We start from the raw sequence: 24127 nt of genomic DNA, 5'->3' as shown, positions 1-24127 counted from the left end.
GCGGCCGGCTACGGCCGCCGGGTCAGCTTATAGATGCCCGTCAGGCCGTCCCGCGCGCGCAGGGCGCCGTCCGCTTCGAGGCGCTGGGCGAGGGCCGCAAGGAGGCGGGGTCTGCCGGGCATGACTGAGGCCGCCACTCGTTCGAGCCCGCGGGCGCGGGCCCGGGTGAGGAGCAGTTCGAGCATGGCGGTGCCGACGCCCTGGCGCTGCCAGGGATCGGCGACGAGGACCCCCAGTTCGCCGACGTCGGGCCCGGCGTCGCAGGGGGTGGCGAGGCTGGCCATCCCGAGCAGGTGGGTACGGCCGCTTCGGTAGGCCACCACGCTGTCGTGCTGCTCGGGCGGGCCGGCGAGGGCGCCGTCCAGGTAGTCGCGGGGCCACGCGCGCAGGCGTCCGAAGAAGCGGAGACGGATGGTCTCCGGCGAGCAGGCGGTGAAGAGGTCGGCCAGGGCCGGGCGGTCGCCGGGGTGGGCCGGGGCGACCGACCACAAGGTGGAGGCCGGCTGGCCGGAGTGGGGCCGTACGGCCGGAGAGCTGACCGCATCTTCTATGACGACTGTCATAGAAATCAGTATCATGACGACCGTCATAGGTGGCAAGTCCATGTTCGATCCACGATCAGACGAAGGCGGCGGTGCAGGATGACGGAGACAGAGACGGTGCGGGTGGGCTTTCTCGGCCTTGGTGTCATGGGTCGCCCCATGGCGCTGAACCTGGCGCGGGCCGGCACCCCGCTCACCGTCTGGAACCGGACGCCGGCCCGTGGCGACCGGCTGGGGGCGGCCGGGGCGGTGGTCGCGGCAACCCCCTTGGAGGTGTTCCAGCGGTCCCAGGTCGTGTTCCTGATGCTCGCCGACGGGGGCGCGGTCGACGCCACCCTGCGGCGGGGGAGTCCGGACTTCGCCGGGTACGTCGCCGGACGGACGGTTGTGCACATGGGGACCACGTCGCCGGACTATTCGCACGCGCTGGAGGCCGATGTCCGTGCGGCGGGCGGGAGTTACGTGGAGGCGCCGGTCTCGGGATCCAGGGTCCCGGCGGAGGAGGGCCGACTGGTGGCGATGCTCGCGGGAGAGGAGGAGGCGGTGGAGAGGGTGCGGCCGTTGCTCGGGCCCATGTGCCGGGAGACGTTTGTCTGCGGTGCCGCTCCCGACGCGCTGCTGATGAAGCTGTCGGTGAACATCTTCCTGATCACCCTGGTGACCGGACTCACCGAGGCGTTCCACTTCGCGGACCAGCACGGGCTGGACAAGCGGCAGTTCCTGGAGGTGCTGGACGCGGGACCGATGGCGAGCGGAGTGTCGCGGATGAAGTCGCCCAAGCTGATGAGCCGGGACTTCGCCGTTCAGGCGGCCGCGTCGGACGTACTGAAGAACAACGAGTTGATCGCCGACGCCGCCAGGAAGTCGGACGTGGCGTCGCCGCTGTTGGATGTGTGCCACGCCCTGTTCGCGGAGACGGTCGGCCTGGGGTACGCCGACGGCGACATGGTCTCGGTGCTGCACGCGATCGAGGCGCGCACGGCCGGCATACGAGGGCGCGGCTGAACGGCCGCCGCTGATGTCGGGGACGCGGCGGGCATCCCCGACATGGGCCGCGGGAGCACACCGTCTAGGCTGCAACCGCCGTACGTGCAGGGTGAACTGACATGAAGGGCGGGGCGGACACATGGGCGTGCCGATTCGGAGGGCCGGGGCGGGCGACCGGGACACGGCAGTCGAACTGCTGCACAGGGCTTTCGCCTCGGACGCGGTGAGCCGCTGGGTCTTCCCCGACCCGGACCAGCTGGAGCGGGACCACGGCACCTTGATGGGGGCCTTCTTCGACATGGCGATCGCGGAGGGAGGGTATGTGGACCTGGCCGAGGACGGTTCGGCGGTCGCGGTGTGGCAGTCGGTACCCGCGGGGGAGCATGGAGATGACGACGACCCGGCGGGTTTCCGTGCCTCGATCGACCCGGACAACGAACGCATCGAGCAGATCGCCCGGCTCACCGGCGAAGCACATCCCAAGGACCGCGCGCACGAGTACCTGGTGGTGATAGGTGTCGACCCCGACCTGCACGGGAAGGGTCTGGGTACCGAGCTGATAGCCGGGGTGCTGGCCCGTTGTGACCGTGACGGACTGCACGCCTACCTCGAAGCGAGCAGCCTCCGCAGCCGCGCCCTCTACGAACGGCTCGGGTTCGTCTTCCTGGGCCGGACCGTCGACCTCCCCGACGGCCCGCACATGTGGCCCATGTGGCGCGAACCCCGGTCCTGACGCCCACCCGCGCCACGGGGCGCACCACCCACCTGGCCGCCCACCCGGCCGCCCACCCGGCCGCCCGGTCCCGCGCCGCGACCGTAGCCCGTAGCGTGGGGCCATGGCGGAACTGCTCCACCTCACCGAACGGCCCCTGTGGGAGGCGGCCCGCGCGGCCGGTACGTACACCTGGTCCACCCGGGGGCGCACCCTCCAGCAGGAGGGCTTCATCCACTGCTCGCTACGGCACCAGCTCCCGGCCGTGGCCGCCTTCCTCTACGGCGACCGCGACGGGAGGCGCGACCCGGCGGCCGGGGTCGAGCTGGTTGTGCTGGTGATCGACGACACGCTGCTCGGCGTCCCGGTCCGCTATGAGCCGGCCGCCCCCGGGGCGCCCGAGTACCCGCACATCTACGGGCCGCTGCCCGTGGCGGCGGTCCGTGCGGTGGAGCCGTGGCCGCCGGTCGGGACCCGGTAGCCGCGGCGCGGAACCGGCGCGCGGGTCAGTCCGCGACGAGCAGCCGTACCTCCGCAGCCGTCCAGTGGCCGGCGGCGCCCGGGAGGTCGGCGAGGTAGGCGGCGACGGACGCCAGATCCCAGGCGCCCGCTTCGAGCAGGCCGGCGGCGAGGTGACGGAGGTAGCCGGCGGACGGCTGGGTCCACTTGACGTCGCCCATCAGCCAGGGCGCCGTGAAGGTGAGGACGGGGAAGCCGTCCAGCTCGCCGGGGCGGACCAGCGTCTCGTAACGGCCGGGGCCGAGGCGGGCGCGCCCCTCGGTGAGGACCTGGGTGAGGTCGAGGTCGTGGCCGGGCGGGGCGTACATCTCCTGGGCGGCGATGTCGGCGAACTGGGCGGTGGTCACCAGGTGGGCCCGGGCCAGGACGCGGCCGGGCGCGTCCGGGTCGTAGAAAGCGCGGCCGCCGGTCCAGACCGGGGACTCGGTGGCGAAGTAGACGCTGCCGGGCAGGTCGACGGCCACCGACCGCAGCGGCATCCGGGGGTCGCGGCAGCCCGGGTAAGTGCGGGAAGCGCCTGGTGGACGGCCGCCGGCGAGATAGCAGCGCAGTCGGGAGGTGTGCATGTTGGAGCCGTAGGAGGCGTACCAGACATGTTCGGTACGGGTCACCTGCCGCTCCGGAGCCGAGAATCCGGGGCGGAGGCCGTGCCGGCAGGGGGGAGGTCAGGCGCCTGGGCCGGGCGCGGGTTTGCCGGGCGCGGATCGGCCCGGCCCGGCCGGGAAGTGTGACCGGTGGGCCCCGATTGGCACGGCCGGCCCACCTCTCCGGAGCGGCCCACCCCTCCCGGCCAGCCCGGCCAGCCCGGCCAGCCCGGCCGGTCCGGGCCGCCTGTGCCGCCTGTGCCGCCCATACTGCCTGGGCCGACCGCCCAACCCGACCACCGCATCGGTCCGCCCGCCTTCGTCACTCGAGCACGCAGTTCCGCGCGCCTTCCCGGACTACCATCGCGCGACCCCGGCCGTGAAATGCGCGGGACTCACCGAGGAGCGGTGGCCCCGGAGCGGGCGGGCCCCGGGGGAAGGGGCGGCTTGCTGCGCGGAGCGCCTGGCCGGAAGTGCGAGGGGCCACGTCCGTCGCGGGCGTAAGGCGGCGCTCGTGGAGCAACGGGTATCGGGCACCGGTGATCGGGCGTCTGGCACCGGTGACCGGGCCGCGGCCGGTGACCTGACCGGACGGCCCGGCGACGGCGGGGTGGGAGGGGCCTACCGCCTGGCCGACGCGGCGGTTGCGACGGCTGCGACGGTCGGGGAGGCCGGGAGGCGGCCGCGTAGGCTGGCCGGGTGAGCTCAGCGAGCGGTAGTCACCATCTCGGGGAAGCACCAGGGTCGCGAGGCGATGGCGTCCGGCGTGTCGCTGCCAGGCGGGAAGGTGCCGGGCTGGAAGCCGCCCGGCGGCACGGCAGGACGGCCGGGCGGGCGGGGGGTGCGCTGGGCCGGTCGGCGGGCGGGACCGGCGCCGCTGGTGTCTTCTTTCCGGATGCGCTCCCGGAACTGCCCACGGGTCCCCTCGCGGGTGCCCCGGTTGGTGGGCGGCAGATCGCGAGGGTGACGGCTGCCGTAGAGGCGTCGGCGCGAGGGAAGGGTCCGAGCTGATGGCACCGGCAACGGTCGTCACCGCCACACCGGGTTCCTTCGCCCGCGGCGTGCTGACCGAGCGGCACCCTGCGCTCATCCGGCAGGTTCGGGACGCGTTTCCGTACGGGCCGGGGCAGCGGCGGGCTCTTGAGGTGCTGCTGGAGGAGAGCGCGGGAGGCGGGCCGATCGGGGCGGTGCCGGAGGGCTGGGACGAAGGGTACGCGGGCCGGTCGTGGTTCGAGGTGCCGTTCCTGTGGGCGGAGGGCTGTTTCTACTGGCGGCTGCTGGACGCGGTCGGGTATTTCGGTGCCGGTCCCTGGCAGGGTATCGATCCCTTCGGGCCCGCGAAGCGGGCCGAGCTGAGGGGTTCGGCCGTGGCGGAGGAGCTGGCCGCGCTGGACGGGCTGACCGGTCTGCCGACGGGCGCCCGGGACCGGGCGGTGCTGCACGGGTCGCTCTGGGGCAACCGGGCCGACCTGGGGTTCCGCATCTCCGCCGCCGCCCCAACCGCCGCCCCAACCGCCGGCCAGACCGCGAGCACCGGTGCGGGAGCGGGAGCGGGGGCGCAGCAGGGGCAGGGCCCGGCCGGTGTGCGGTCCGTGCTGGTGGACGACGGCGACCCGCTGTGGAAGCACGCGGTACCCGGCGGCACGGTGTACGTGCTCGCCGACAACGCCGGACGCGAGCTCATCGCCGACCTGGTCCTCATCGACCACCTGCTGCACACCGGGCGCGCCGCCACCGTCGTGCTCCACGTCAAGCCGCACCCGTACTTCGTCTCCGACGCGACCACCGCGGACGTCGTCGACTGCCTGCGCCGGATCGGCGAGGCCGAGGGCCGGGCGGGCCGTGTCGGCGGCCGGCTTTGGCAGGCGATGGCCGACGGCCGTCTGTCGGTCCGCGCGCATCCGTTCTCCTGCGCGCCGCTGCCCTACGCGGACATGCCCGCCGACCTGCGTAACGAGCTGGCCCGCGCCACCCTCGTCCTCGCCAAGGGCGACCTCAACTACCGCCGCCTGGTCGGGGATCGCCACTGGCCCGCCACAACGCCCTTTGCCGACCGCACCGCTTACTTCCCCGGCGCCGCCCTGGCCGCCCTACGCACCCTCAAGTCCGATGTGATCACCGGCCTTGATCCCGGCACGGTGGCCGCGCTCGACGGGACCGGCGAGCCGTGGCGTACGACCGGGACGCACGCGGTGATCCAACTGAGGCAGCCGGCGGCGCAATCCGTCGCGGTGAGGCCCGCCGGCCCGGCATGATGGCGGCAGATGACTTCCGAGACCTTTCCCTCCCGGCCGGGCGACGGACCCGCCGCGGCCCGGGACTGCCTCAACGGGCTTGCCGTGGGCGACGCGTTCGGCGCGCGGTTCTTTGTTCCCGGCAACCTTCCCGCGCTGCGCGCACGGCATCTGCCCGAGGCGCCGTGGCCGTGGACCGATGACACCGAGATGGCCTGCGGGCTGCTCCTGACCCTCCTGCGCGACGGCGCCCTCGATCAGGACCGGCTCGCCGAGTCCTTCGCCCGGCACCACGACGTCGACCGCGGCTACGGCCCGGCGGTGAACCGGCTGCTGCGGCTGGTCCGGCAGGGGGAGTCCTGGCGGGAGCTGGCCGCCGGGCTGTTCGACGGCCGGGGATCCTGGGGCAACGGCGCCGCGATGCGGGTGGCCCCGCTCGGCGCCTGGTTCGCGGCCGACCTCCCGCGTACGGCCGAGGAGGCCGCCCGGTCCGCCGCCGTCACCCATACGCATCCCGAGGCGGTGGCCGGCGCGGTCGCCGTGGCGGTGGCGGCGGCGGTGGCCGTCCGGGGCCGTACGGGACCGCCGGCCGGGGAGGAGCTGCTGCGTACGGTCGCGGCGTTCACCCCGGCGGGTGCGGTACGGGCCGGGGTGGTCGAGGCGAGGGGCCTGCTCGGGCAGCCGCACGCCGGGTTCGCCGCGCACCGGCTCGGCAACGGCAGCCAGGTGAGCGCCGTGGACACGGTGCCGTTCGCGCTGTGGTGCGCGGCCCGGTACCTGGACGACTACGGGGAAGCGCTGTGGGCCTGCTCGTCCGCGGGCGGGGACGTGGACACGACGTGCGCGATCGTCGGCGGCGTCGTCGCCGCGCGGGTCGGCGCCGCGGGCATTCCGGCCGCGTGGCGGCAGGCGGTGGAGGCGCTTCCGCCGTGGTTCACCGGTGAGGCCGCCGGGCGGCGGCCGGAAGGGTAGCTCGGGCCGCCACCTCCGTCGGGCGCCCGCCCGCTGCCCCGACCTGCCGCCCTGTCCCACCGCTCCCCGCCCCGCCGACCCCCTGCCCCACCTGCTCCGTGCCCCGTCCAGCGGCGCTCGCCGGGCGGGGGGCCGGGCGGCGATTTACGTTGGCCAGGTAAGCCCCCCACAACCCCGGGAGTTCTCATGGGCGACGACGGTGCGATGGACAAGATCAAGGGCAAGGCGAAGGAAATGACCGGCAAGGCGACCGGCAACCGGAGCAAGACGACGGAGGGGAAGAACGACCAGCTCAAGGGCGACGCCAAGAACGCCATGGGCGACATGCGCGACAAGGCGGACGACGCGATGGAGTCGATCAAGCGCGACGACGACCACCACTGACGTCCGTACGGCCGCGCGCCCCGGGCCCCCGGCCGGTCACCGGCCGAGGGCCCGGGGGTCAGGTGTAGCTCAGACCGAGCACGAAGTAGCAGGCGAAGGTGAGCAGGACGTAGAACGCGGGCGCCGCCGGAGGCCAACGGGTCGCGGGCGTGCGCCAGAAGCGCCAGCCGGCCAGCGCGGGCAGCGCGAGCGGGAGGACCGCCAGCGGCACCAGCGCCGAGGTGGCCCGCGCGCCGGCGAGCAGCAGGACGACGGAAACGACCGGTGCGGTCAGGGCGATACCGACCGTGGCGGGGAAGCCGAGGGCGTCGACGTAGCTGCGCTCGCCCGGCCGCGGCTGCCGGGTGACCTTCTTGGCGAACTCCAGGTGGGCGGTGGCGAGTACGGTGATCACGATCGCGAGCACCGCGCGGTGGTCCGGGGCGCGCCCGGAGCCGTCCAGATAGCGGGCGTAGAGGTAGACGTGCAGCAGGAGTTGGGCCGGGGAGCTGACCAGCAGGCTCAGCGGCAGGTTGTCGCCCGGCGGCCAGCGCAGCCAGTGGTCGACGGCCAGCACAACCAGGCAGTAGGCGAGTTGACCGGCGAGAACGGCAAGGGCGGCCGGACTCCGGGAGTTGATCGCCAGAACCAGTACGGACCCGGCCGCGTACAGGACGAGCAGGTCGCGGACGCGCACCGCGCCCCTGGCCAGCGGCCTCTTGGGATTGAACCCGCGGTCGTACTCCAGGTCGCGGATGTCGTCCACCGCCCGCATCAGCAGCAGCGTGACGGTGAGGGTGACGGCGGAGACGGCGGTGCCCGCGCCCGGCCGCCAGGGGGGACTGCCCGGCTGGACGGCGGCGAACAGCCCGGTGACTCCGTAGGCCCAGGCGAAGGCGAACAGCACGGAGATCACCGGCGGGTAGCTGCCGGCCACGAAACGGGCCCAGCGGACGATCACTTGGCGGCTCCGGGGGCTCGCCACCGTACCGGCAGCCGCCACACGCCGCGCATGAACATCCGGTCGCGCCAGTCAAGTCGGCCCGCCGGCCCGCCGGGCCGTGGGGCGGGGTCGGGCGCCCCGGGAACGGGGGTCCCGGGAGCAGGGGTCCCGGGGGCGGACGCCCAGCTCGCGGCGGCGGGAGCTCCGGTGACCGGGTTGGTCCCGGGGACCGGATCCTCCTGACGGCCGGGCGCGCCGGGCGTCTCCCCTTCCCCGACGGCCAGTTCGAGGTCGTCCAGACGGCGCAGGACCGCGGCCAGACCCTCCTGCAGTTCCACCCGGGCGTGGGCGGCGCCCAGGCACATGTGCCGGCCGTGGCCGAAGCCGAGATGCGGGTTGGGGGTTCGGTCGGGGCTGAACGCGTCGGCGTCGGCGAACACCTGCCCGTCCCGGTTCGCCGCGTCGGTGAGCGGGATGACGACCTGGTTGGGGCCGAGTACCGTACCCGCCAACTCCACCTCGTCCAGAGTGACATGCGGCTGGCCGCCGGTGCCGGCGAACCACACCCAGCGCAGCAGCTCCTCGACGGCGGCCGGGATCGCCGAGGGATCGCGGCGCAGCCTGTCGGCGAGTCCCGGTGTCCGCAGCACCTGCAGTACGCACATCGCCAGGTGGGAGGCGGTGGTCTCGCCGCCGGCCATCAGCAGGCCGAAGCCGAAGACCACGATCTCCTCGTCGCTGAGCCGGCTCTCCTGCGGCGCGGTCAGCAGCGAGGTCAGCAGATCCGGGCCGGGCGTGCCCGCCGCGACCGCCTGTCGCCGCAGCGCCACCTGCGCGAAGAAGTAGTCGTACATGACCTTGTGCGCGGCGGCGACCTCGTCGGCGGGGAACCTGCCGCCGAAGGACATCATGACGGTCACCGACGGCAGCAGCCGGTCGAGATCGGCGACCGGCACCCCGAGCATGTCGCAGATCACCCGGTACGGGAACGGCGTGGTGAACTCGGCGATCAGGTCGACGGTTCGGCCGGCGGCCACGATCCGGTCCAGCAGCTCCTCGGCGATCGCGGCGATGCGCGGCCGGTCCTCCTCCGCCCGGCGGTGGGTGAACCGGGCCTGGACCGCGCTACGGCGCCGGGTGTGGGTGGGCGCGTCGCTGACGGCCAGCGCGAGGGCGGTCGACTTGCGGGCGAACAGCGTGCCGTTGGCCCATGCCTCCCGGCTGAAACGCGGATCCGCCAGCACGGTCCTGACGTCGGCGTAACCGGTGACCAGCAGCGCGTCCCGCTCGCCGGCCAGTCGTACCGGGACCAGCGGCGCGGCCCGGAACCGCGCCAGGTACTCCGCGTCCAGGCTGACACCGGGCCGGTCGGGGAACGGGAAGTGCGGGCGACCGGCGGCGGGCGACGGCCGGTTGGCGGCGATCCCCGCGGCGAGCCCCGCGTCGGCCGCCGCGTCGGCCGCCGCCGCGTCGTCGGGCTCGCCGGCGTTGTCGGACCTGTCGGCGTTGTCGGACCTGTCGGTTCCGGTCGTCCCGGCGGGCAGGCCGGTCGGTGTTCCGGCGGCCGTGGGGACCTGACGCCGTGTCAGGGCATCGGTCATCCCCACCACCCCTCGGCGGGCGTGAGCGCGCTGTCCTGCGCCGCGTGGAAGTACTCGTGGAAGTGCGTGCACAGCCCGTCGTCGGTGAAGCGCAGCGCCAGCGCGCCGGCGGCGTTGCGGGGCGTACCGGTGACCGGGTCGTGCAGGACGCACCACCACTCCACGGACGCCCGGCGGCCGGAGACGATCGGGGCGCCGAACCAGATCAGCGGGTCCCGCTGCCGCGACAGCGTCTTCCGCCAGTGCTCCGCGATCGCCTCCCGCCCGACGACGGAGGCGCCGAACGGGCCCTGGTGGTACACGGCCTGCTCGGTGAACAGCGCGGCGATCCGCTCCGGGTCGCGGTCCCGCCACCGCGCCTCGAGTGCCGCGGTCCACCTCTGGACGACCGACTCCCGCTGGTCCGACTCCCGCTCGTCCGACTCCCGCTCGTCCGGCGCCCGGTGGCCCGGTTCCGAGGCGCCCGGGTTCCGAGCACCCGCTTCCCCGCCGACCGGTTCGGCGGCCTGCGGCTCCTGGATGTTCATACGCGCTCCTCGTACGGTTGCGGGCTTCCGGTGGCCCAGGACGGCAGTTCGGTGATCTCGACGACCGCGGCGAAGAGGGAGACCCCGACGCTGTTGCCGATCATCAGGACGTGGTCGCCGACGCCGACCTGGCGGGTCTCGACCAGGTGGGTGAGGGCGGCCAGGTGGTCGCTGGTGGTCATGTGGCCCAGGGCGCGGCCGAACGCGAGCATCCCCCTGCCCGGGTCGATGCCCATGGGCGCCAGCACGCTGCGGATGTACTCCTCGCCGCCGGACAGCACGTGGGTGGCCCGGGTGATCTCGGCCGGGGTGATGCCGGCCTCGGCGATGGTGCGCAGGCCGAGTTCGACCCGCGCGTCCGCGACGGACTTCTTCGCCGCCGCCGCGCCCGCGGGGTCCCGGCGGGCGTAGCCGAGGAGCCGGCCGACCATGTCGATCGGCCCCTCGCGGGTGGTCATCGGCGGGAACAGCGGGCCCGCCGGGCGGTTCATCTCCTCAAGGTCCGGCAGGGAGGCCGAGTTCATCGCCCTGACCCGGGCGAAGCCGGCCCGGGTGGACACCACGACCGCGCTGCCCGCGTCACCCACGATCGAGCCCCGGTTGGTGTTCGCGCCCGCCTGGTAGCGCCAGCGGTCCAGCCGCGGCGTACCGAAGTTCTCGCCCGCGGTCACCAGCGCGGCGACCCGGCCGGGGTCGCAGCCGAGGTAGCCGTGGGCGAGTTCCATCGCGCCGAGGGCGGCGTTGCAGCCCTGACTGACCTCCAACGCCGGTACCTCGGTGCCGAGTACGTGCCGCAGCACGTACTGGTGGGGGGTCCACATCTCCGGGCCCTGTTCGTGCAGCGAGGCGTGCAGTACCAGGGCGATGTCGGTCGCCGGGTGGCCGGAGCGGGCCAGCGCCCGGCGGCCGGCGGCCACCGCCATCTCCGGTGCCGAGATGTTCCCGGCGACGGCCGCACCGGTCCAGCCGCTGCCCCGCCACTCGGCCTCGTCGTACAGGCCCATGGCGACGGCGCGTTCCGCCGGGAACGGCTCGGGCACGTAACTCCCCAGCCCGGCGATGTACAGGTTGTCCACCCGCATGGCTACGTGTCCTCCGAAGCGTGAAGTGATCCGCCGAGCGAACCGCCGAGCGGACTGCCGGTCGAGCCGACGGGCAGGTCGACGGCCGCGGTTCGGGGCGGTCCGGCGTCCGTGCCGCCGGGTGATCCCGCCGCCGGTTCGTCGGGCGAGCCGTCGGCCGAGTCCTCCGGGCCGGGGCCGGACAGCAGGCGGACCGTTCCGGCGTCGCCGTCCAGCTCCACCCAACTGCCGTCCGGGATCAGGGTCATGGCGTGGGGCACCGCGACCACGGTCGGAATGCCCAGCAGCCGGCCGCTGATCGCGGTGTGCGAGACGAGGCTGCCGCGCTCGACGACCATGCCCTTCGCGGCCATCATCAGTGCCAGCCAGCCCGGGTCGGTCTCCTTGGCGACGAGCACCCGGTCCACGCACGACTGCGGCGACACCGAGGCGTCCTCGACCACCAGCGCTCGGGCCCGCACCTTCCCGCTGCTGGACGCCAGGCCGCGCAGCACCCCGTCCTGCGCCAACTCGCCGTCCGTGGTGGTGACATGTTGTTCGGCCAGCGCGACCGCGACCGGCACGCCGGCCGGCAGGGTGAAGTACGCGGGCAGGTCCGGGCGATCGGCGTACCCCGCCGACTCGGCCTTGCGCCGCGACACCACCGCCCGCAGGTCGGTCTCGGGCAGTGTGCCGTCGAACGCGCCCAGCACCTCTTCCACTTGCAGGTGCACGATGTCGGCGGCCCCGTCCAGCACCCCGGCCGTGACCAGCCGGTCGGCCAGCCGCCACAGCACGTCCCGGGAGACGCCGTACAACTGGCTGCGGCAGAACCGGGTGTCCTCCCGGGCCTTGACGCCGGCCCGCAGCGACGCCAGCAAGGTGCCCAGCACCACCCGCCGCAGCGGGTTGGGGCATGCTTCCCGCAGCGCCTGCCCGGCCTGCCGGCGCGCGCCCGCCCCGGCGGCGACGTTCGCCTCGACGGTCAGCCCCTGGATGACGAACGGCCGCAGGGTGGTCAGGATCCGCCAGGGCTCCTGGCGCGGGGTGAGCACCTCCAGCTTCAGGTCGTGCAGCGCGCGGTCGCCGTACGTGGCCAGGTGCCGGCCGAACTCCTCGGCCACGTCGGCGCCGTGGCGGCCCGCGGTGATCTCCGCCCAGACCTCGCGCTCGGGCCGCTCCAGTACGGCGGTCCGCAACGCGGGCCGCGCACCGACGCGTTCGGCCAGCGCGATGGCCGAACGGACGGACGCCAGCGTGCGGTTCGGCTTCCCGCCGGCCAGCAGCCGGGGCAGCAGTGCGGCGCCGTCCGGGACCCAGCGCTTGAGCAGGGCGTCGGCGAGGGTCAGGGCGCCGAGCGCGAAGTAGCTCGACACCATGGTGACGCCCCACCGCTGCGCCGCCTGTGCCCACAGGGACCGGTAGCGGGCGACGAGTTCGTCGTCCGTACGGTCGCCGAACGCGGCGGAGTCGGCCATCAGGCCGTCCCACCAGCGCAGGAACCGGCGCAGCCGCCAGGGGTGGGCCGCACACGTCCAGGCGAGCCGCGGCGTCGCCGCCAGCACGCCCGGCCATGTCCTGGACGCCGCCGGCCGCGGCGGGCCGGCGCGTTCGGTCAGTCCGAGCGAGCGTTCCCACATCGGCCGCATCAGGGCGAAGCCGGGGATCTGCGCGTGCAGGGTGAACCAGGCGTCCAGACGGTAGTACACCCGGCCGTCCAAGTAACCGATCATCCGGCTGAGATGGTGCTGGTTGCGGCGCAGCGAGCGGGGGCTCACGCCGAGCCGCCGGTAGAAGTCGGTGAAGCCCATCCGGTAGAAGACGCGCGCCTGGGAATACGTCAACGGGCTGGTCAGGCCCGGGAAACTCTCGGTGAGGTTGTGGTTGGTCCACGGGATCCGCGGACCGGTCGGCCGCGCGCCCGCCGCCTGCGTCCCGGCCGCCTGCGCGCCCGCCGACCGGGCACCCGCCTGCGCGCCCATCTCCTGCGCGTCCGCCGACCACGGGGCGCCGGTCGGCACGGCCGCCCCGGACGGCCGCCGGGCCCGCGGTGGTGGCCCGGTCCGGGTGTCCACCGCCACGACGGGCCTGGCCTGCACCAGGAAGACCTCGCCGCCGTCCGTGATGGTGCCCTCGACGTCCTGCGGCCCGCCGAAGAGTCGCTCGGTCTCGGCGGCGAGGGCGCAGACCCGCAGCACGTCGGCGTCGGTCAGCACCGGCGCGTCCGCGAGTCCGGCGGGCACCGGGAGCGTGGTGGGACCGGCGGTGGGCCGGTCCTGGTCCAGGCCGATCATCACGGACTTGACGACCGGCCGGACCTCGATCGCGCCGGTCGGGCCGTCCACGAAGAAGTGGTCGATGTCCGCCTTCTCCTGCACGACGCCTTCGCCGATGCCGTGCGCGGCGGCGATCACCCGCCGGTCGGCGCCGGTGCGCGGGTCGCGGGTGAACACCACGAACGACCGGACGCCCGGCACCATGTGCTGCACGCCGACGGCGACCCGTACCGCCGTGGGGTCCACGCCCCTGCGGACCCGGTACAGCACCGCCTCGGGGTTGTACGCGGACGCCCAGCAGTCCGCGATCCGGGCCGCCACGGTGTCGCGGTCCACGTACAGGAAGCTGTCCGACAGACCGGCGAACGGGTCGTCGGCGCTGTCCTCGCCCGCGCCGTCCGGCGCCGCCGCCACACAGGCCCGGACCGCGAACAGGCCCTCCTGACCGGCCAGTTCGGCGCGGACCCGGGCGGCCAGGTCTCCCGGCACCCCGCCGGCGCGGACCTGCTCGCGGACCGAGACGGCCCAGGCGGCCAGTTCCGCGGTGGGCGCGGCCGGTCCGGGGAAGCCGGCGGCGGACGGCACGCAGGCTTCGAAGGCCGCCGCGGACAGGCAGAAGAACGAGGGCACCGGCAGTCCGGCGCGGCGCATCTCGTACTGCCGGGCGAACTTGTGGCCGACCTGCGTCGGGTCGTTCGACTCAGGTCCTCGCAGCAGGAGTTCCATGCTCACCACACTCCAGGGACGAGACGGGCCCGCCCGCTGGCGTAGCCGGCATAGCCGGGGACGGCCCACAGGACCCGTTCCTCGACGTGGATGCGCCAGGTGACGAAGCCGCACAGCGCGACGAACAGCAGCACGCTCAACGGGTTGAGGAAGAACGCCACGAAGGCCGCGTTGGCCAACAGCATCCCGGTGTAGGCCGGGTGGCGCACGAAGCGGTACGGGCCGGTGGTGACGACGGAGTGGTCGGAGTAGCGGACCACGTGGTGCGAGTAGAAGCGGCCCAGGGTGCGGATGGCCGTCAGGCGCAGCGCGACCGCGCCGGCGAACACGGCCATGGGCGCGATCTGCCACGGTGACCAGCCGGCCCACGGCAGCGGCCACAGCACCGCGGCCATGCCGGTCCCGGCCCGGCTGAGGGCGTACGGCAGAAGGGTGCTGTTCTCGGCGGCCGTCTGCGAGGGGTGCCGGACGGTGATGCGCGCCTCGGCGAGGATCCACAGCAGGTAGGCGAAGGCGAACGCCGCGGCGGCGGCGTGCGGGGACCGGCCGGAGGAGAAGGCCAGCCACGCGATGGCGGCGGTGAACACCGTGACGGTGAGCGGCAGGAGGGCGCGGAGCGCCGTGACGACCAGGCGCTGGTTCATACCGCGCTCCGGTACGGGTTCGGCTGTACCGGGGCCTGCGCGGGGGTCTGCACCGGGGCCGGTGCGGAAACCCGCGCGGGGGGCTCGGCCGGCGCCTGCGGCCGGACGTGGGTCCGGTCGCCGACGCGGCCGCCGGCCCGCGCCTCGATCTGCGCCTCGGCCCGGAAGCGGGCGTACTCCGCCGGCCGCATCGCCTTGCTGACGTAGACCAGCGAGCCGACCTTCACCCCGCCGCCGGCGATCACGTCGAAGCGGACCCTGGCCCGGTCGTCGGGGATGTGCCCGGACTGCCAGTGCAGCGCCACCCGCAGTGAACTCGGCAGCGCGGCCGGCAGATCGGCGGTGAGCTTGAGCCACAGGATCCGGGTGTCCGGCGGCCAGCCGCCCAGCCGGTGCGACAGCCACACGGACAGCTGGCGGCCGGCCTCGATGAGGGCCTCCACCGGGCGGGAGCCGGGGTGCGGACCGCGTAAGGCGTGTCCCGGGGGCGGCAGCAGCACCGCGGCGGTGATCCCGGCTTCCACGGTGGCGGGTTCGCCGATCATGACGTTCTCGGGTCTCGTACGGTGGACGAGCGTGGCGCGCGCCTGGTCCCCGGTGTCGTCGTGGCCGCCGCGGGTGCCGTGCACGCCGCGGGCGCCGGCAGGGTCGGCGGAGCCGGTGGGCACCTCCTCCGCCCGTGCCACCGCCCCCGACCCGCCCGCCGGCTCCGTCCCGGTCCCGGTCCCGGCTCCCGCCCCCGACCCGCCCGCCGACCCGCCCGCCGCACCGGCTGCTGCCCCCGGCGCGGCCCCCGACGGCGGCTCGGCCTCCCACCCGCCCCGCGCCCTGGACAGCACCACCACCGACCCGTCGGCCACCACCGACGTCCCCTGGAGGACTCGTAACCCGCGCCGGCCCTCCTGCGCCGGTCCCGCCAGCAGCGCCAGCTCCGGCCTGAGTTCGGGCATCGCCCGGAAGTTCACCACCGCCTTGACCCGGCTGCTCGCGGGCAGCCCGTCCAGGCCGCGCACCGTCTCGGCCATGGCACACACCAGCAGCATGCCGGGCACATGGTCCAGTGGATGGTCGAAGAAGAAGGGGTCGGTCTGGTCCACGCACAGATCGGTCAGCCACTCGTCCGCGCCGGGCAGCGGCACCAGCGGATGGAGCGGACCGTCGTGGTCCTGGTGCGGGACGTGCCCGGCTCTACCGGCTTGCATCATTTACCAGCTCCTTCGCGTCGAGGCGAATACAGGCAATGCGCTTCCGTACCGAACTAGGTGTTCCGTGGTGTTTCGGCCGAGCGGTCCCGGGGAAGGCGGGCATGAAATGCGGACCGCATGGCCGGACAGCGGACCGGAGAGCAGGGTCCGGCCGCGATAAACCCCTATGGGTCGTTCTTCGGGCGCGCCGAAGCGTTTGGCCGGCGCGACTGACCGGATCGCCGCACTTGGGTAATGGCGCGCGGATCCGTACTGGTGACGCTTCGTTCCACCTGGAAGCGGGAAGACTCCGCTACCTGCTCACACGCTCTTGAGCATGCCCGACTGGTAGTCAACGGTCCCGTTCGGCGACGAATTCACCCCTCCCCGTGGCCCGGCTTCCCCTACCGGGTACAGGAACAGACCATAGCCCGGCCGCCATTCGCCGGTAAATCGTGAACGGTTACGATTCCATCTCCCTGCTTGCCCTCGGCCGTCCATCAGCCGGTTACCGTCTTACCCACCCGGTCGCGCCGCAGGCGGCACTTTGCCACCCGGTCGACCCTTATGAGAGGAAGTCCGCGGTGATTCTGGTAACGGGTGCGACGGGCGTGACAGGCGGGGAGGTGGCGCGGTTGCTGGCGGCTGCCGGACCGGTACGGGTGCTCGTCAGGGACCGCGCCCGGCTCACCGTCACCGGCCCCCGCGTCGAGGTCGCCGAGGCCGCGTACGCCGACCGCGACGGGCTGCTGCGGGCCCTCAAGGGGATCCGGGCGGCCTTCCTGGTGACCACCGATCCGGGCAGTCCGGACGACGACCGCTTCATGGCGGCGGCGGTCCGGGCCGGCGTACGCCACGTCGTGAAGCTCTCGTCGTACGCGGCCGGCGAGGAGGACGCGGACGACCTGATCACCGAGTGGCAGCGCGCCGCCGAGCGCACGATCCGCGGCTCCGGCGTCGACTGGACCTTCCTGCGCCCGCGCTCCTTCATGTCGAACACACTGGCCTGGGCGCCGTCGATCCGCGCAGAGGGCGTCGTACGGTCCCTGCACGCCGCCGCCGCCAACGCCTGCGTCGACCCCCGCGACATCGCCGAGGTCGCCGTCCGCGCCCTCACCACCCCCGGCCACGCCGGGCGGGTCTACGCCCTCACCGGTCCCGAAGCCCTCACGGCCGCCGACCAGACCGCCCGGCTCGCCGACGTCCTCGGCCGCCCGCTGGCCTTCGAGGAACTCACCTTCGCCCAAGCCGCCGCCCAGTGGGCCGCCCGCTACCCCGCCCCGGTGGTCGACGCCCTCCTGCGCAGCGCCCGCCGGCAGTCCCTCGGCCACAAAGCCACCGTCACCCGCACCGTCACCGATCTCACCGGCCGCCCCCCGCGTTCCTTCCGGGACTGGGCCGCGAGCCACCGCGCCGCTTTTCTGTGACGCCCGCGTCCGACACCGTCCGGGGTACGGCGCGGCACGGGGCCGGAATGCGGCGACCGGCTCGGAAAGGCAAGGGGGAAAGGCCGGGATCAGCGGGGGAGAACCGTACGGCCGGGGAAAGCGCCGACGGCTTCCGCGGGTGCCCGATCGCGCGGATCAACGGCCCCGGGCGGAGCGTTTCCGACGGGTCGCCGGAACCCGGGTCGACCACCCGCGGGGGCGGCGTCATAGTGCTTGTGACGGGGTGTGCAATGGCGTACGGAACGGCACACCGGAACGGCCGGCGGGGATGACCGGAGCATTCCCCGGCCCGGCCGGGCGGTTTTCCGTCAGGCCGTCGCACGGATTCGCACCGGGATGCCGGAGCGCCGCCGACCAGCCGGGTCCGGGCGTTTCCCGGGCGCGGTAGGTGCCCGTTGCGGTGAATTCCCGGGAAAGCCCCCGGGGGATTACGGCCCCGGGGTTGTCAGCGCTTCCGCAGCGTGTCGAGTTCTTCGAGCAGCGGCTCGCCTCCGCGCAGGTGCCGCAGCGCCCCGCGCAAACCGAACCAGTAGCCGGCCAGACCGATCAGCGCGGCGAGCAGCGAGTCGACCGGGATCGGCAGCGCGTGGGCGCGCAGGCCGCCGTAGTTCCCGACCTTGGAGAGCGCCGACAGCGCGGCCAGGTAGGCGATCAGCCACCAGCCCGACGCCAGGTCGCGCTTGCCGGACTTGTGGTTGACCCACTCCCAGCCGTAGCCGAGGAGCGCGGCCGCCAGCAGCACCAGGACGGCGATCCGCACATGGGACCAGCCGGACCGGTAGAAGATCACCGTGGTGATGACGAAGCTCGCCGGCGCGATGATCCGGGTGCCGCGCACCCAGCCGGCCATCAACTGGGGGTAGCGGCGGCGGATCGCCTGCTCGGCGATCAGGCTGAGCGAGTAGCCGATGAGGGTCAGCGCGCTCGCCACGGCCACCATGCTCGACCACTTCTGCAGGGTGAACAGGAACACCCCGCCGATGGCGGTGTTCACCACCAGCGCCCGGCGCGGGATCCCGGATCTGCGGTCGACCTTGGCGATGACGGTCGGCAGCAGCGAGTTGAGGCCCATCGCGTACACCGACCGGCTGCTCTCGGCGGTGTAGACCATCGAAGAGCCGCCCGGGGAGACGACGGCGCCCACCTGGAGCATGATGAGGATCCAGGCGATGTTGAGGTTGGTGGCGACCTGCACGAACGTCGAGTTGGTGTCGATGCCGTGCCAGCCGGCCGCGCCCAGCGGTACGGCGCCGATGTAGGCGATCTGCAGCGCCGTGTACACCAGCATCGCCAGCACCAGGGCGGCGACCACCGCCCGCGGAACGTCCCGCTTGGCGTTTTTCGCCTCGCCGGCGAGGTCGAGCGGTCCCTGGAATCCGGTGTAGGCGAAGAAGACCCCGCTGGTGGTGATCGCGGTGAGCGTCGGGTCGTACCCGAACGGGGACGGGCCGTGGTGCGCGGTGAGATTGTGCGGGTGGAACCCGGAGGCGAACAGCGCCGCGGCGGTCAATACCGGGAAGACGAACTTGCCTATGGTGAGGGCCAGATTGACCCGCGCGAACAGCCGCACCCCGTACCAGTTCACCACCACGAAGGCGACCATGATGAGGAAGCAGAACAGCATGCCCGGCGTGGTCAGCCGGTTCGACCGGTAGAGCGGCAGGCCGCGCACGTGCGGGCTCAGGTACTGCACCATCGCCGCCGCCTCGCTCGGCGGGTTGATGGCGTAGGCGACCCAGATGCTCCAGCCCGCCAGCGTCCCGACGAGCCGCCCGGAGCCGTGGAAGGGCCAGCGCACCAGGCCGCCGGACAGCGGTACGGAGGCGCCGAGTTCCACCAGGACCAGGGACATCAGGACCAGGACCAGTCCGCCGACGGCCCAGGATAGGACACCGGCCGGTCCCGCGGTGTGTGCCACCTTCATCGGTGCCAGCAGCCAGCCGGAACCGATGACACCGCCCAGGGAGATGCCGGTCAGGTGCCAGAAGCCCAGTTCACGCTTGAGATGTCGGTCCTCGGACATCCCGTCCTTGGATAATCGTGCCGTCGTCGTCATACGTATCCCCCCGTGAATCCCCCTGCGAAGCGTACGGACGGCGCCGACCGGAACAGCGCCGGGACCGTCCACGTCATTCCGGCAATCCGACAATGGCACCGATCGGATCATCGCGATTCTCCCTTCCCATCATCGCGGTCACCAGTACTCTGGAGCCATCGGCAAATCGTCTGAAGCGCCCGGAGACACGGTGGACGTCACGTTCAACTGCGCCGGTACGAACCGGACTCAAGACCTCCAGTCGCTCCGGGAATGGCTGCCGAAGGCGGATCCCAACCTGCAACTCGCCTTCAAGGACCCGGACTCGGGAACCGGCGACCACCTCGGAGCGCAGGTGGAGGAACTCTTCGCGGCGATCAGCGCGACCGCGGACCTCTTCGCCCTCGGTGTGGCGGTCAGGGGATGGGTGCACAACCGGTTCGGCCGCGACGTCGCGACGGAGGACCCGATCGCGGTGACCTCGGGCGACGTCACCACGATCCAGGTCGGCCCGGTCACGATCACGATCACCGGCGGGACCGGCGCACCGGCCCCCCTGATCGACCCAGATGAGAGCTGAGCAGGCCACGCTCGGAACGCCAAGGGCTTATGGGCTGTTCATCGGAGCGTCCCGGTTTCCGGATCCCAGGTACGGCGACCGCCCTTCGGTGGCCGAGAGCGCGCGCGCTCTGGCCGACCGGTTCGCCGACAACGGCGTGTGGGATCTGCCCGACGCGCGGCGGGTGGTCCTGAGCGGCGACGTCGGGGGACGGGCCGCGATGGACGCTCTGGTCCAGGCGGCCAAGGCGCAGGTCGGTCTGCTGCTGATCTACATCGGCTGCCACGGCAAGCGCTTCTACAGCGACCCGGGGCTCAAACTCGCCATGTCCGACGCGGACTTCGACCACTTCGCCACACATCTCCCGTTCAGCCAGGTCAAGGAGATCCTGCAACGGTCGGAAGCGCCGCTGAAACTGCTGCTCCTCGACTGCTGCTACGCCGACGACTCCTATCTCGGCCGGCTCACCGACCCGATCCAGCAGGACCTGCCCGGTGTGTGCACGCTGGTGGCGACGGAGTACCGGATGGAGGCCGTCGCCAAGTGGCGGGGCACCGGCTACACCGCCTTCGCCGGCGCTCTGCTGGAGGTGCTGAACGGGGGCATCGAGGAAGCGCCCGGACTGCTCACGATCCACGACGTGTTCCGGGCGCTGGAAACCCGGCTGCGGAGCTACGACATGCCGCAGCCGGGGATGCGCGGCAGCGACAGTGCCGGCAACCGGCCGATCTTCCGCAACCTGCACCCGCGGGCCGGGCAGTCGCCGCCCGCCCGGCTTCACCAGCCGTTCCCGTTCCTCGGGCCCGCCCAGCTCCCGCAGGCGCCGGACACCTCGGCCGAGCCCGCGGCGTACGCCAAGGACGTGGCCGATCTCGGCGCCGAGCAGGGGGAGTCGGCCGAGAGCCGCGGCAGGCTCGACGCCTTCGTCGGGCGCCGCGAACTCCCCGATGCCGCCGCTCTCGTCCGGGCCTTCTCCGCGCTGGGCCGTTCCGAACTCGCGGCGGCCACCGTCGGCAGCGTCGTCGCGCTGCGGGACGAGGCGGAGTTCGGGACGGTGACGCACCTGCTGCACGACGACGTGCTGCGCGGCGCGGCGGGCGGCGCGGCGGGCGATGTGGCGGGCGATGTGGCGGGCGATGTGGCGGGCGATGTGGCAGCGGACGCCGCCGGCGGGGACGGGACGCCGGGCCTCGACCTGCTGTTCGGCGCGCTCGCCGGTGCCTCAGCGGAGCGCTTCGCGGCGACGGTGCGGGCGTTGTACGGCAGGGACTGCGCGGAGTGCCGACGGCTCGCCGGCGCTCTGTCGACGAAGGCGGCGGCGAGCGACTGGGAGGTGGGCCGGCTGGTCGAGCTGCTGGCGGGACTGGACGCGGGCTCGGGTCCCGGGTTCGCGGCGGTGCCGGCCGCCGGGCCGGACGGGGGCCTGACCGCCGGGCGGGACGCGGTCCTCAACGCCGCGTTCGCGGCGGAGGCGACCGCCGGGCCGGACCCGGGCCTGACCATGGGGCTCGCCGCGGGCCCGGCCGCCGGGTCGGACGCCGGCCTCTACTCCGGTCCGGACACCGGCACGTCGGCAGCTTTCGCCGCCCCCGGCCCGGTTGCCGGCGAGCCGCCCGCCGCCGTACCGCCTTCGCCGCGCGACCGGTTGCTCGCCGCGCTCTCCACCGAACGGCTCGCCGAGGTCGCCGCTCAGCTGTGGTCCGTGAGCGGCCGGGACCGCGCCGGGCCCGCCGCGCCGCGCGGCCGGATCGCGGCGGCCGGCATCATGGAACGGGTCGCCGTGGCGGCGGCGCCGGCGGCCGTACTCGACCTGGCGGCACGGCTGACCGACCGGGGTGCGGGCGAACTCGCCGTCGTGCTGGTGGAGTCGGCCGCCGCCAACCGGCCGGCGCGGGACGTGGCCGAGTTGCTGGAACGGGAGCTGAGCCAGGAGCCGGCCGGGGAGCCGGCCCCGCGGCCGGGCCCGGGACCAGAGCGACATGGCGAGTCGGCCCAGGGGCCGGGCGCAGGACCGGTTGCGGAACCGGCCCAGGGGCCGGGCGCGGGACCGGCTCCGCAGCCGCGATCGGCCCGTGCGCCCGGCTCCGGCCCTGAGCGCCCCGCCACCGCCACCGGCCCCGAGCGCCCCGCCCGCGCAGCGGATCCGGACCCCCTTGCCGCCGGCGCCGTCCTGCGCACCCTGGTCAGGCGCCGCCCGCCCGCGTTCCTCGCCGAGCTGCTGCGGATCCTGGAGGCCGGGAGCAGCCCGGTGGCGGATCTCCTGCTGACCACGGCCGTGGCCGCCGGTACCGTACGCGACGTCTGCCACATGCTGTTGGTACTGCGGCACTCGGGCCGCCCGGCCCCGGCGACGGCGCGATCCCTGATCGAGCTGGTCAGCCGGCTGCCCGTCCCCGAACTGGCCTCGGCGCTCGTCCTGTTCGACGGGTACGGGGACCGGGACGCGGTCGACGAGCTGCTCGCCCGCGCCCTGCGCGGCGACGGCGAGGCGGTCGCGGACCTCGTGCACCGGCTGAGCACGCTGGGCCAACCCGGCCTGGTGGCCGACGCGGTCGCGCACATCGTCGGCGACACCCGCGCCGACAACGTCCTGCACCTCTTCATCCTGCTGCACGACCGCGGCCTGCGGGAGGAGGCGGCGACCGTGCTGCACAGTGCCGTCGCGCACGTCCGGCCCGGCTCCTTCAGCGAGAGCCTGGACCTCTTCCGCCGCAGCCGGCGGCCCGGCGCGGACCAACTCAACCGCGTCCTGCGGGTCATGGCGCAGAACTGCACGGTGGAACAGGCGTACGAACTCACCCTGTGGGCCCGCAGCCGGATCGACGACGGCGAGAAGGTGGTCGGCGCCGCCGTCGCGGAGACCTGGCCGATACCGCGGATGGAGGAGCTGGCCTGGCGGTTCACCGACACCGCGTACCCGGGCGTGGCCAAACAGCTCTTCCGGCAGGCCGTCGCCGTCCTCGGCGAGCGCAAGGCCGACGGCGCCGAGATCGCCGAACTGATCCTCGCCCTGCAACGCCGGCCCGACGCCGCGCAGGAGTGGCGCAAGGCGGTCCGCGAGCTGATCGCGGGCCTTGCGGAGCGCCGCGACACCCGGCAGATCATGGCCCTGGTCGGCCGCCTGCTGTCCGCCCACCGGTACGGCGAGCTGCGCGGCGTCGTGGAGAGCGCGGTGCTCGCCTCCTTCGGCTGGGAGGAGTTCGTACGGCTGCCGCAGGTGCACGGGGCCACGTACCTGCCCGCCGTGCTGGAGATCGAGATGCGGGCGCTGCTGAGCCCCGACTGCCTGCCGGACCGCCGCGTCCCCTCGGCCGTCCAGGCGCTCAAGGACGCGGGCGCCGGGCACGAGGACATCCGGCAGCTGCTGGGGTACGTCGGCCGCAAGCGCCGGATCGACTCCACGGACGTGATCACCAGCCTGCGCACGGCGGGCCTGGACGAGGAGGCGGACACGTTCACGGACGGGAGCGTGCGGCGCCGGCCGGTGTTCCTGGTGAGCTGACACCGCCCGCGGCGGGCCTACGGGCTCTGCGGGCCTACGGGCTCTGCGGGCCTGCGGGCTCTGCGGGCCTGCGGGGGCGTACGCGGGTGCTGGCTTCCTGGGCGTCCTGGGCGCGGGGGGCCGCCTACCGGCCGCGGCCGGTATCGGCCGGCGTCGGGGCCGGGCCGGCCGGCCGCCGAGCGCCCGGCCGGCCCGGCCAGGGCGAAGGAACTGGCGCCGGGCGAAGGGCTGTTCGGGGATGGCGACGGCGGCCCAGACCCGCTTGCCGCGTCTGACGGGTTCGGCGCCGCAGGCGGCGGCCAGTTGGCTGACCAGCCACATCCCCCGGCCGCCTTCAGCGTCGTCGTCGGCGGCGAGCAGCCGTGGCAGCGCCGCGCAGCCGTCGTGGACCTCGACGACGATCCGGCGGGCTACCGGTTCGGCCCGCACTTTGACGGTGAACTCGCGGGCGCCGCTGTGCTCCACGGCGTTGGTGACCAACTCCGAGACGACGGTGGCCAGTACGACGCGGCTCTCCTCGTCCAGCCGCAGCCCCCAGCCGGTCACCAGGCCGCGGACCCGCCGGCGGGCGGCCGGCACCGACGAGGGATCGCTGACCACGGAGAACCTGCTGCTGTAGGCGCGCATGACGAAGGCCCCTTTGACCGGTGTAGGCCGCCATGGAGGAGCGGGCGCGGCATGCGCGGGGGGACGGAATTCGCCCGATCG

At 73.9% G+C, this 24127-nt stretch carries 19 protein-coding genes and 1 pseudogene; 9 read left to right on the top strand and 11 right to left on the bottom strand.

What is annotated here, in order from left to right:
* Nucleotides 1-8: 8 nt before the first annotated feature.
* Nucleotides 9-563: a GNAT family N-acetyltransferase gene (locus RLT57_RS13120; RefSeq protein ID WP_311297572.1), complete on the bottom strand. Its 555-nt coding sequence runs from the start codon at nt 561-563 to the stop codon at nt 9-11.
* A 96-nt stretch (nt 564-659) separates the two neighbouring features.
* Between RLT57_RS13120 and RLT57_RS13115 the strand changes: the two genes are divergently transcribed.
* From RLT57_RS13115 to RLT57_RS13105, 3 genes are all read left to right on the top strand, one after another.
* Nucleotides 660-1547: an NAD(P)-dependent oxidoreductase gene (locus RLT57_RS13115; RefSeq protein ID WP_311300695.1), complete on the top strand. Its 888-nt coding sequence runs from the start codon at nt 660-662 to the stop codon at nt 1545-1547.
* A 121-nt stretch (nt 1548-1668) separates the two neighbouring features.
* Nucleotides 1669-2262 (top strand): GNAT family N-acetyltransferase, encoded by a 594-nt coding sequence (locus RLT57_RS13110; protein WP_311297571.1) that lies wholly within the window; start codon nt 1669-1671, stop codon nt 2260-2262.
* Between the two features lie 103 nt (nt 2263-2365).
* Nucleotides 2366-2722, top strand: a complete 357-nt coding sequence (locus RLT57_RS13105) for a DUF952 domain-containing protein (protein WP_311297570.1) — start codon at nt 2366-2368, stop codon at nt 2720-2722.
* Nucleotides 2723-2747: 25 nt separating this feature from the next.
* Here RLT57_RS13105 and RLT57_RS13100 read toward each other — a convergent pair whose 3' ends face one another.
* Complete coding sequence (locus RLT57_RS13100; protein ID WP_311300694.1) at nt 2748-3326, bottom strand: histone deacetylase; 579 nt, start codon at nt 3324-3326, stop codon at nt 2748-2750.
* Nucleotides 3327-4354: 1028 nt separating this feature from the next.
* Between RLT57_RS13100 and RLT57_RS13095 the strand changes: the two genes are divergently transcribed.
* The 3 genes from RLT57_RS13095 to RLT57_RS13085 all read left to right on the top strand — a co-directional run bounded on the left by RLT57_RS13095 (nt 4355) and on the right by RLT57_RS13085 (nt 6934).
* A complete protein-coding gene (locus RLT57_RS13095; RefSeq protein ID WP_311297569.1) occupies nt 4355-5599 on the top strand; it encodes a damage-control phosphatase ARMT1 family protein in 1245 nt (414 codons plus the stop codon).
* 9 nt (nt 5600-5608) lie between these two features.
* Nucleotides 5609-6550, top strand: coding sequence for an ADP-ribosylglycohydrolase family protein (locus tag RLT57_RS13090; RefSeq protein WP_311297568.1), 942 nt, complete (start codon nt 5609-5611; stop codon nt 6548-6550).
* Between the two features lie 186 nt (nt 6551-6736).
* A complete protein-coding gene (locus RLT57_RS13085) occupies nt 6737-6934 on the top strand; it encodes a CsbD family protein (RefSeq protein WP_311297567.1) in 198 nt (65 codons plus the stop codon).
* A gap of 58 nt (nt 6935-6992) precedes the next feature.
* Here the strand turns inward: RLT57_RS13085 and RLT57_RS13080 are convergent, their stop codons facing one another.
* From RLT57_RS13080 to RLT57_RS13050, 7 genes are read right to left on the bottom strand one after another with little or no spacing between them, the layout of a single operon-like run.
* Nucleotides 6993-7874 (bottom strand): hypothetical protein, encoded by an 882-nt coding sequence (locus RLT57_RS13080; protein WP_311297566.1) that lies wholly within the window; start codon nt 7872-7874, stop codon nt 6993-6995.
* On the bottom strand, nt 7871-9457 hold the full coding sequence (locus RLT57_RS13075; RefSeq protein WP_311297565.1) for a cytochrome P450: 1587 nt from the start codon (nt 9455-9457) through the stop codon (nt 7871-7873). Before RLT57_RS13075 ends, RLT57_RS13080 begins: the two co-directional genes overlap by 4 nt.
* The gene (locus RLT57_RS13070) at nt 9454-9984 is read right to left on the bottom strand and encodes a nuclear transport factor 2 family protein (RefSeq protein WP_311297564.1); all 531 of its coding nucleotides are present in this window, start codon (nt 9982-9984) and stop codon (nt 9454-9456) included. The genes RLT57_RS13075 and RLT57_RS13070 overlap by 4 nt, the downstream gene beginning before the upstream one ends.
* Nucleotides 9981-11066 (bottom strand): ketoacyl-ACP synthase III family protein, encoded by a 1086-nt coding sequence (locus RLT57_RS13065; protein WP_311297563.1) that lies wholly within the window; start codon nt 11064-11066, stop codon nt 9981-9983. Before RLT57_RS13065 ends, RLT57_RS13070 begins: the two co-directional genes overlap by 4 nt.
* A gap of 2 nt (nt 11067-11068) precedes the next feature.
* Complete coding sequence (locus tag RLT57_RS13060; RefSeq protein ID WP_311300693.1) at nt 11069-14047, bottom strand: PEP/pyruvate-binding domain-containing protein; 2979 nt, start codon at nt 14045-14047, stop codon at nt 11069-11071.
* Between the two features lie 2 nt (nt 14048-14049).
* On the bottom strand, nt 14050-14691 hold the full coding sequence (locus RLT57_RS13055) for a methyltransferase family protein (protein WP_311297562.1): 642 nt from the start codon (nt 14689-14691) through the stop codon (nt 14050-14052).
* The gene (locus tag RLT57_RS13050; protein ID WP_311297561.1) at nt 14688-15896 is read right to left on the bottom strand and encodes an AfsA-related hotdog domain-containing protein; all 1209 of its coding nucleotides are present in this window, start codon (nt 15894-15896) and stop codon (nt 14688-14690) included. The genes RLT57_RS13055 and RLT57_RS13050 overlap by 4 nt, the downstream gene beginning before the upstream one ends.
* A 563-nt stretch (nt 15897-16459) precedes the next feature.
* Here RLT57_RS13050 and RLT57_RS13045 point away from each other — a divergent pair.
* On the top strand, nt 16460-17302 hold the full coding sequence (locus tag RLT57_RS13045; RefSeq protein WP_311297560.1) for an NAD(P)H-binding protein: 843 nt from the start codon (nt 16460-16462) through the stop codon (nt 17300-17302).
* Between the two features lie 466 nt (nt 17303-17768).
* Here the strand turns inward: RLT57_RS13045 and RLT57_RS13040 are convergent, their stop codons facing one another.
* Entirely contained in the window at nt 17769-19379 is a 1611-nt protein-coding gene (locus tag RLT57_RS13040; RefSeq protein WP_311297559.1) for an APC family permease, read from the bottom strand.
* Between the two features lie 190 nt (nt 19380-19569).
* Between RLT57_RS13040 and RLT57_RS13035 the strand changes: the two genes are divergently transcribed.
* Together RLT57_RS13035 and RLT57_RS13030 are read left to right on the top strand one after the other, a co-directional pair.
* Entirely contained in the window at nt 19570-19938 is a 369-nt protein-coding gene (locus RLT57_RS13035; RefSeq protein WP_311297558.1) for a hypothetical protein, read from the top strand.
* Between the two features lie 88 nt (nt 19939-20026).
* Nucleotides 20027-23419 (top strand): hypothetical protein, encoded by a 3393-nt coding sequence (locus RLT57_RS13030; protein WP_311297557.1) that lies wholly within the window; start codon nt 20027-20029, stop codon nt 23417-23419.
* Nucleotides 23420-23731: 312 nt separating this feature from the next.
* Here the strand turns inward: RLT57_RS13030 and RLT57_RS33340 are convergent.
* Nucleotides 23732-24046: pseudogene (locus RLT57_RS33340) on the bottom strand (ATP-binding protein); the annotation flags it as partial.
* Nucleotides 24047-24127: the final 81 nt, after the last annotated feature.

Origin of the sequence: Streptomyces sp. ITFR-21, assembly GCF_031844685.1 — a bacterium.
Lineage (GTDB): Bacteria > Actinomycetota > Actinomycetes > Streptomycetales > Streptomycetaceae > Actinacidiphila.
Note: the sequence above shows the minus strand (reverse complement) of the source record. Positions and strands in the feature narration are given on the sequence as shown.

Excerpts from the sequence above, each read along its gene's own strand:
- RLT57_RS13085 (WP_311297567.1), top strand. The coding sequence starts at position 6,737 with ATGGGCGACGACGGTGCGATGGACAAGATCAAGGGCAAGGCGAAGGAA.
- RLT57_RS13040 (WP_311297559.1), bottom strand. The coding sequence starts at position 19,379 with ATGACGACGACGGCACGATTATCCAAGGACGGGATGTCCGAGGACCGA.
- RLT57_RS13060 (WP_311300693.1), bottom strand. The coding sequence starts at position 14,047 with ATGGAACTCCTGCTGCGAGGACCTGAGTCGAACGACCCGACGCAGGTC.
- RLT57_RS13055 (WP_311297562.1), bottom strand. The coding sequence starts at position 14,691 with ATGAACCAGCGCCTGGTCGTCACGGCGCTCCGCGCCCTCCTGCCGCTC.
- RLT57_RS13120 (WP_311297572.1), bottom strand. The coding sequence starts at position 563 with ATGACAGTCGTCATAGAAGATGCGGTCAGCTCTCCGGCCGTACGGCCC.
- RLT57_RS13075 (WP_311297565.1), bottom strand. The coding sequence starts at position 9,457 with ATGACCGATGCCCTGACACGGCGTCAGGTCCCCACGGCCGCCGGAACA.
- RLT57_RS13105 (WP_311297570.1), top strand. The coding sequence starts at position 2,366 with ATGGCGGAACTGCTCCACCTCACCGAACGGCCCCTGTGGGAGGCGGCC.
- RLT57_RS13070 (WP_311297564.1), bottom strand. The coding sequence starts at position 9,984 with ATGAACATCCAGGAGCCGCAGGCCGCCGAACCGGTCGGCGGGGAAGCG.
- RLT57_RS13065 (WP_311297563.1), bottom strand. The coding sequence starts at position 11,066 with ATGCGGGTGGACAACCTGTACATCGCCGGGCTGGGGAGTTACGTGCCC.
- RLT57_RS13095 (WP_311297569.1), top strand. The coding sequence starts at position 4,355 with ATGGCACCGGCAACGGTCGTCACCGCCACACCGGGTTCCTTCGCCCGC.
- RLT57_RS13090 (WP_311297568.1), top strand. The coding sequence starts at position 5,609 with ATGACTTCCGAGACCTTTCCCTCCCGGCCGGGCGACGGACCCGCCGCG.
- RLT57_RS13100 (WP_311300694.1), bottom strand. The coding sequence starts at position 3,326 with ATGCACACCTCCCGACTGCGCTGCTATCTCGCCGGCGGCCGTCCACCA.
- RLT57_RS13110 (WP_311297571.1), top strand. The coding sequence starts at position 1,669 with ATGGGCGTGCCGATTCGGAGGGCCGGGGCGGGCGACCGGGACACGGCA.
- RLT57_RS13050 (WP_311297561.1), bottom strand. The coding sequence starts at position 15,896 with ATGATGCAAGCCGGTAGAGCCGGGCACGTCCCGCACCAGGACCACGAC.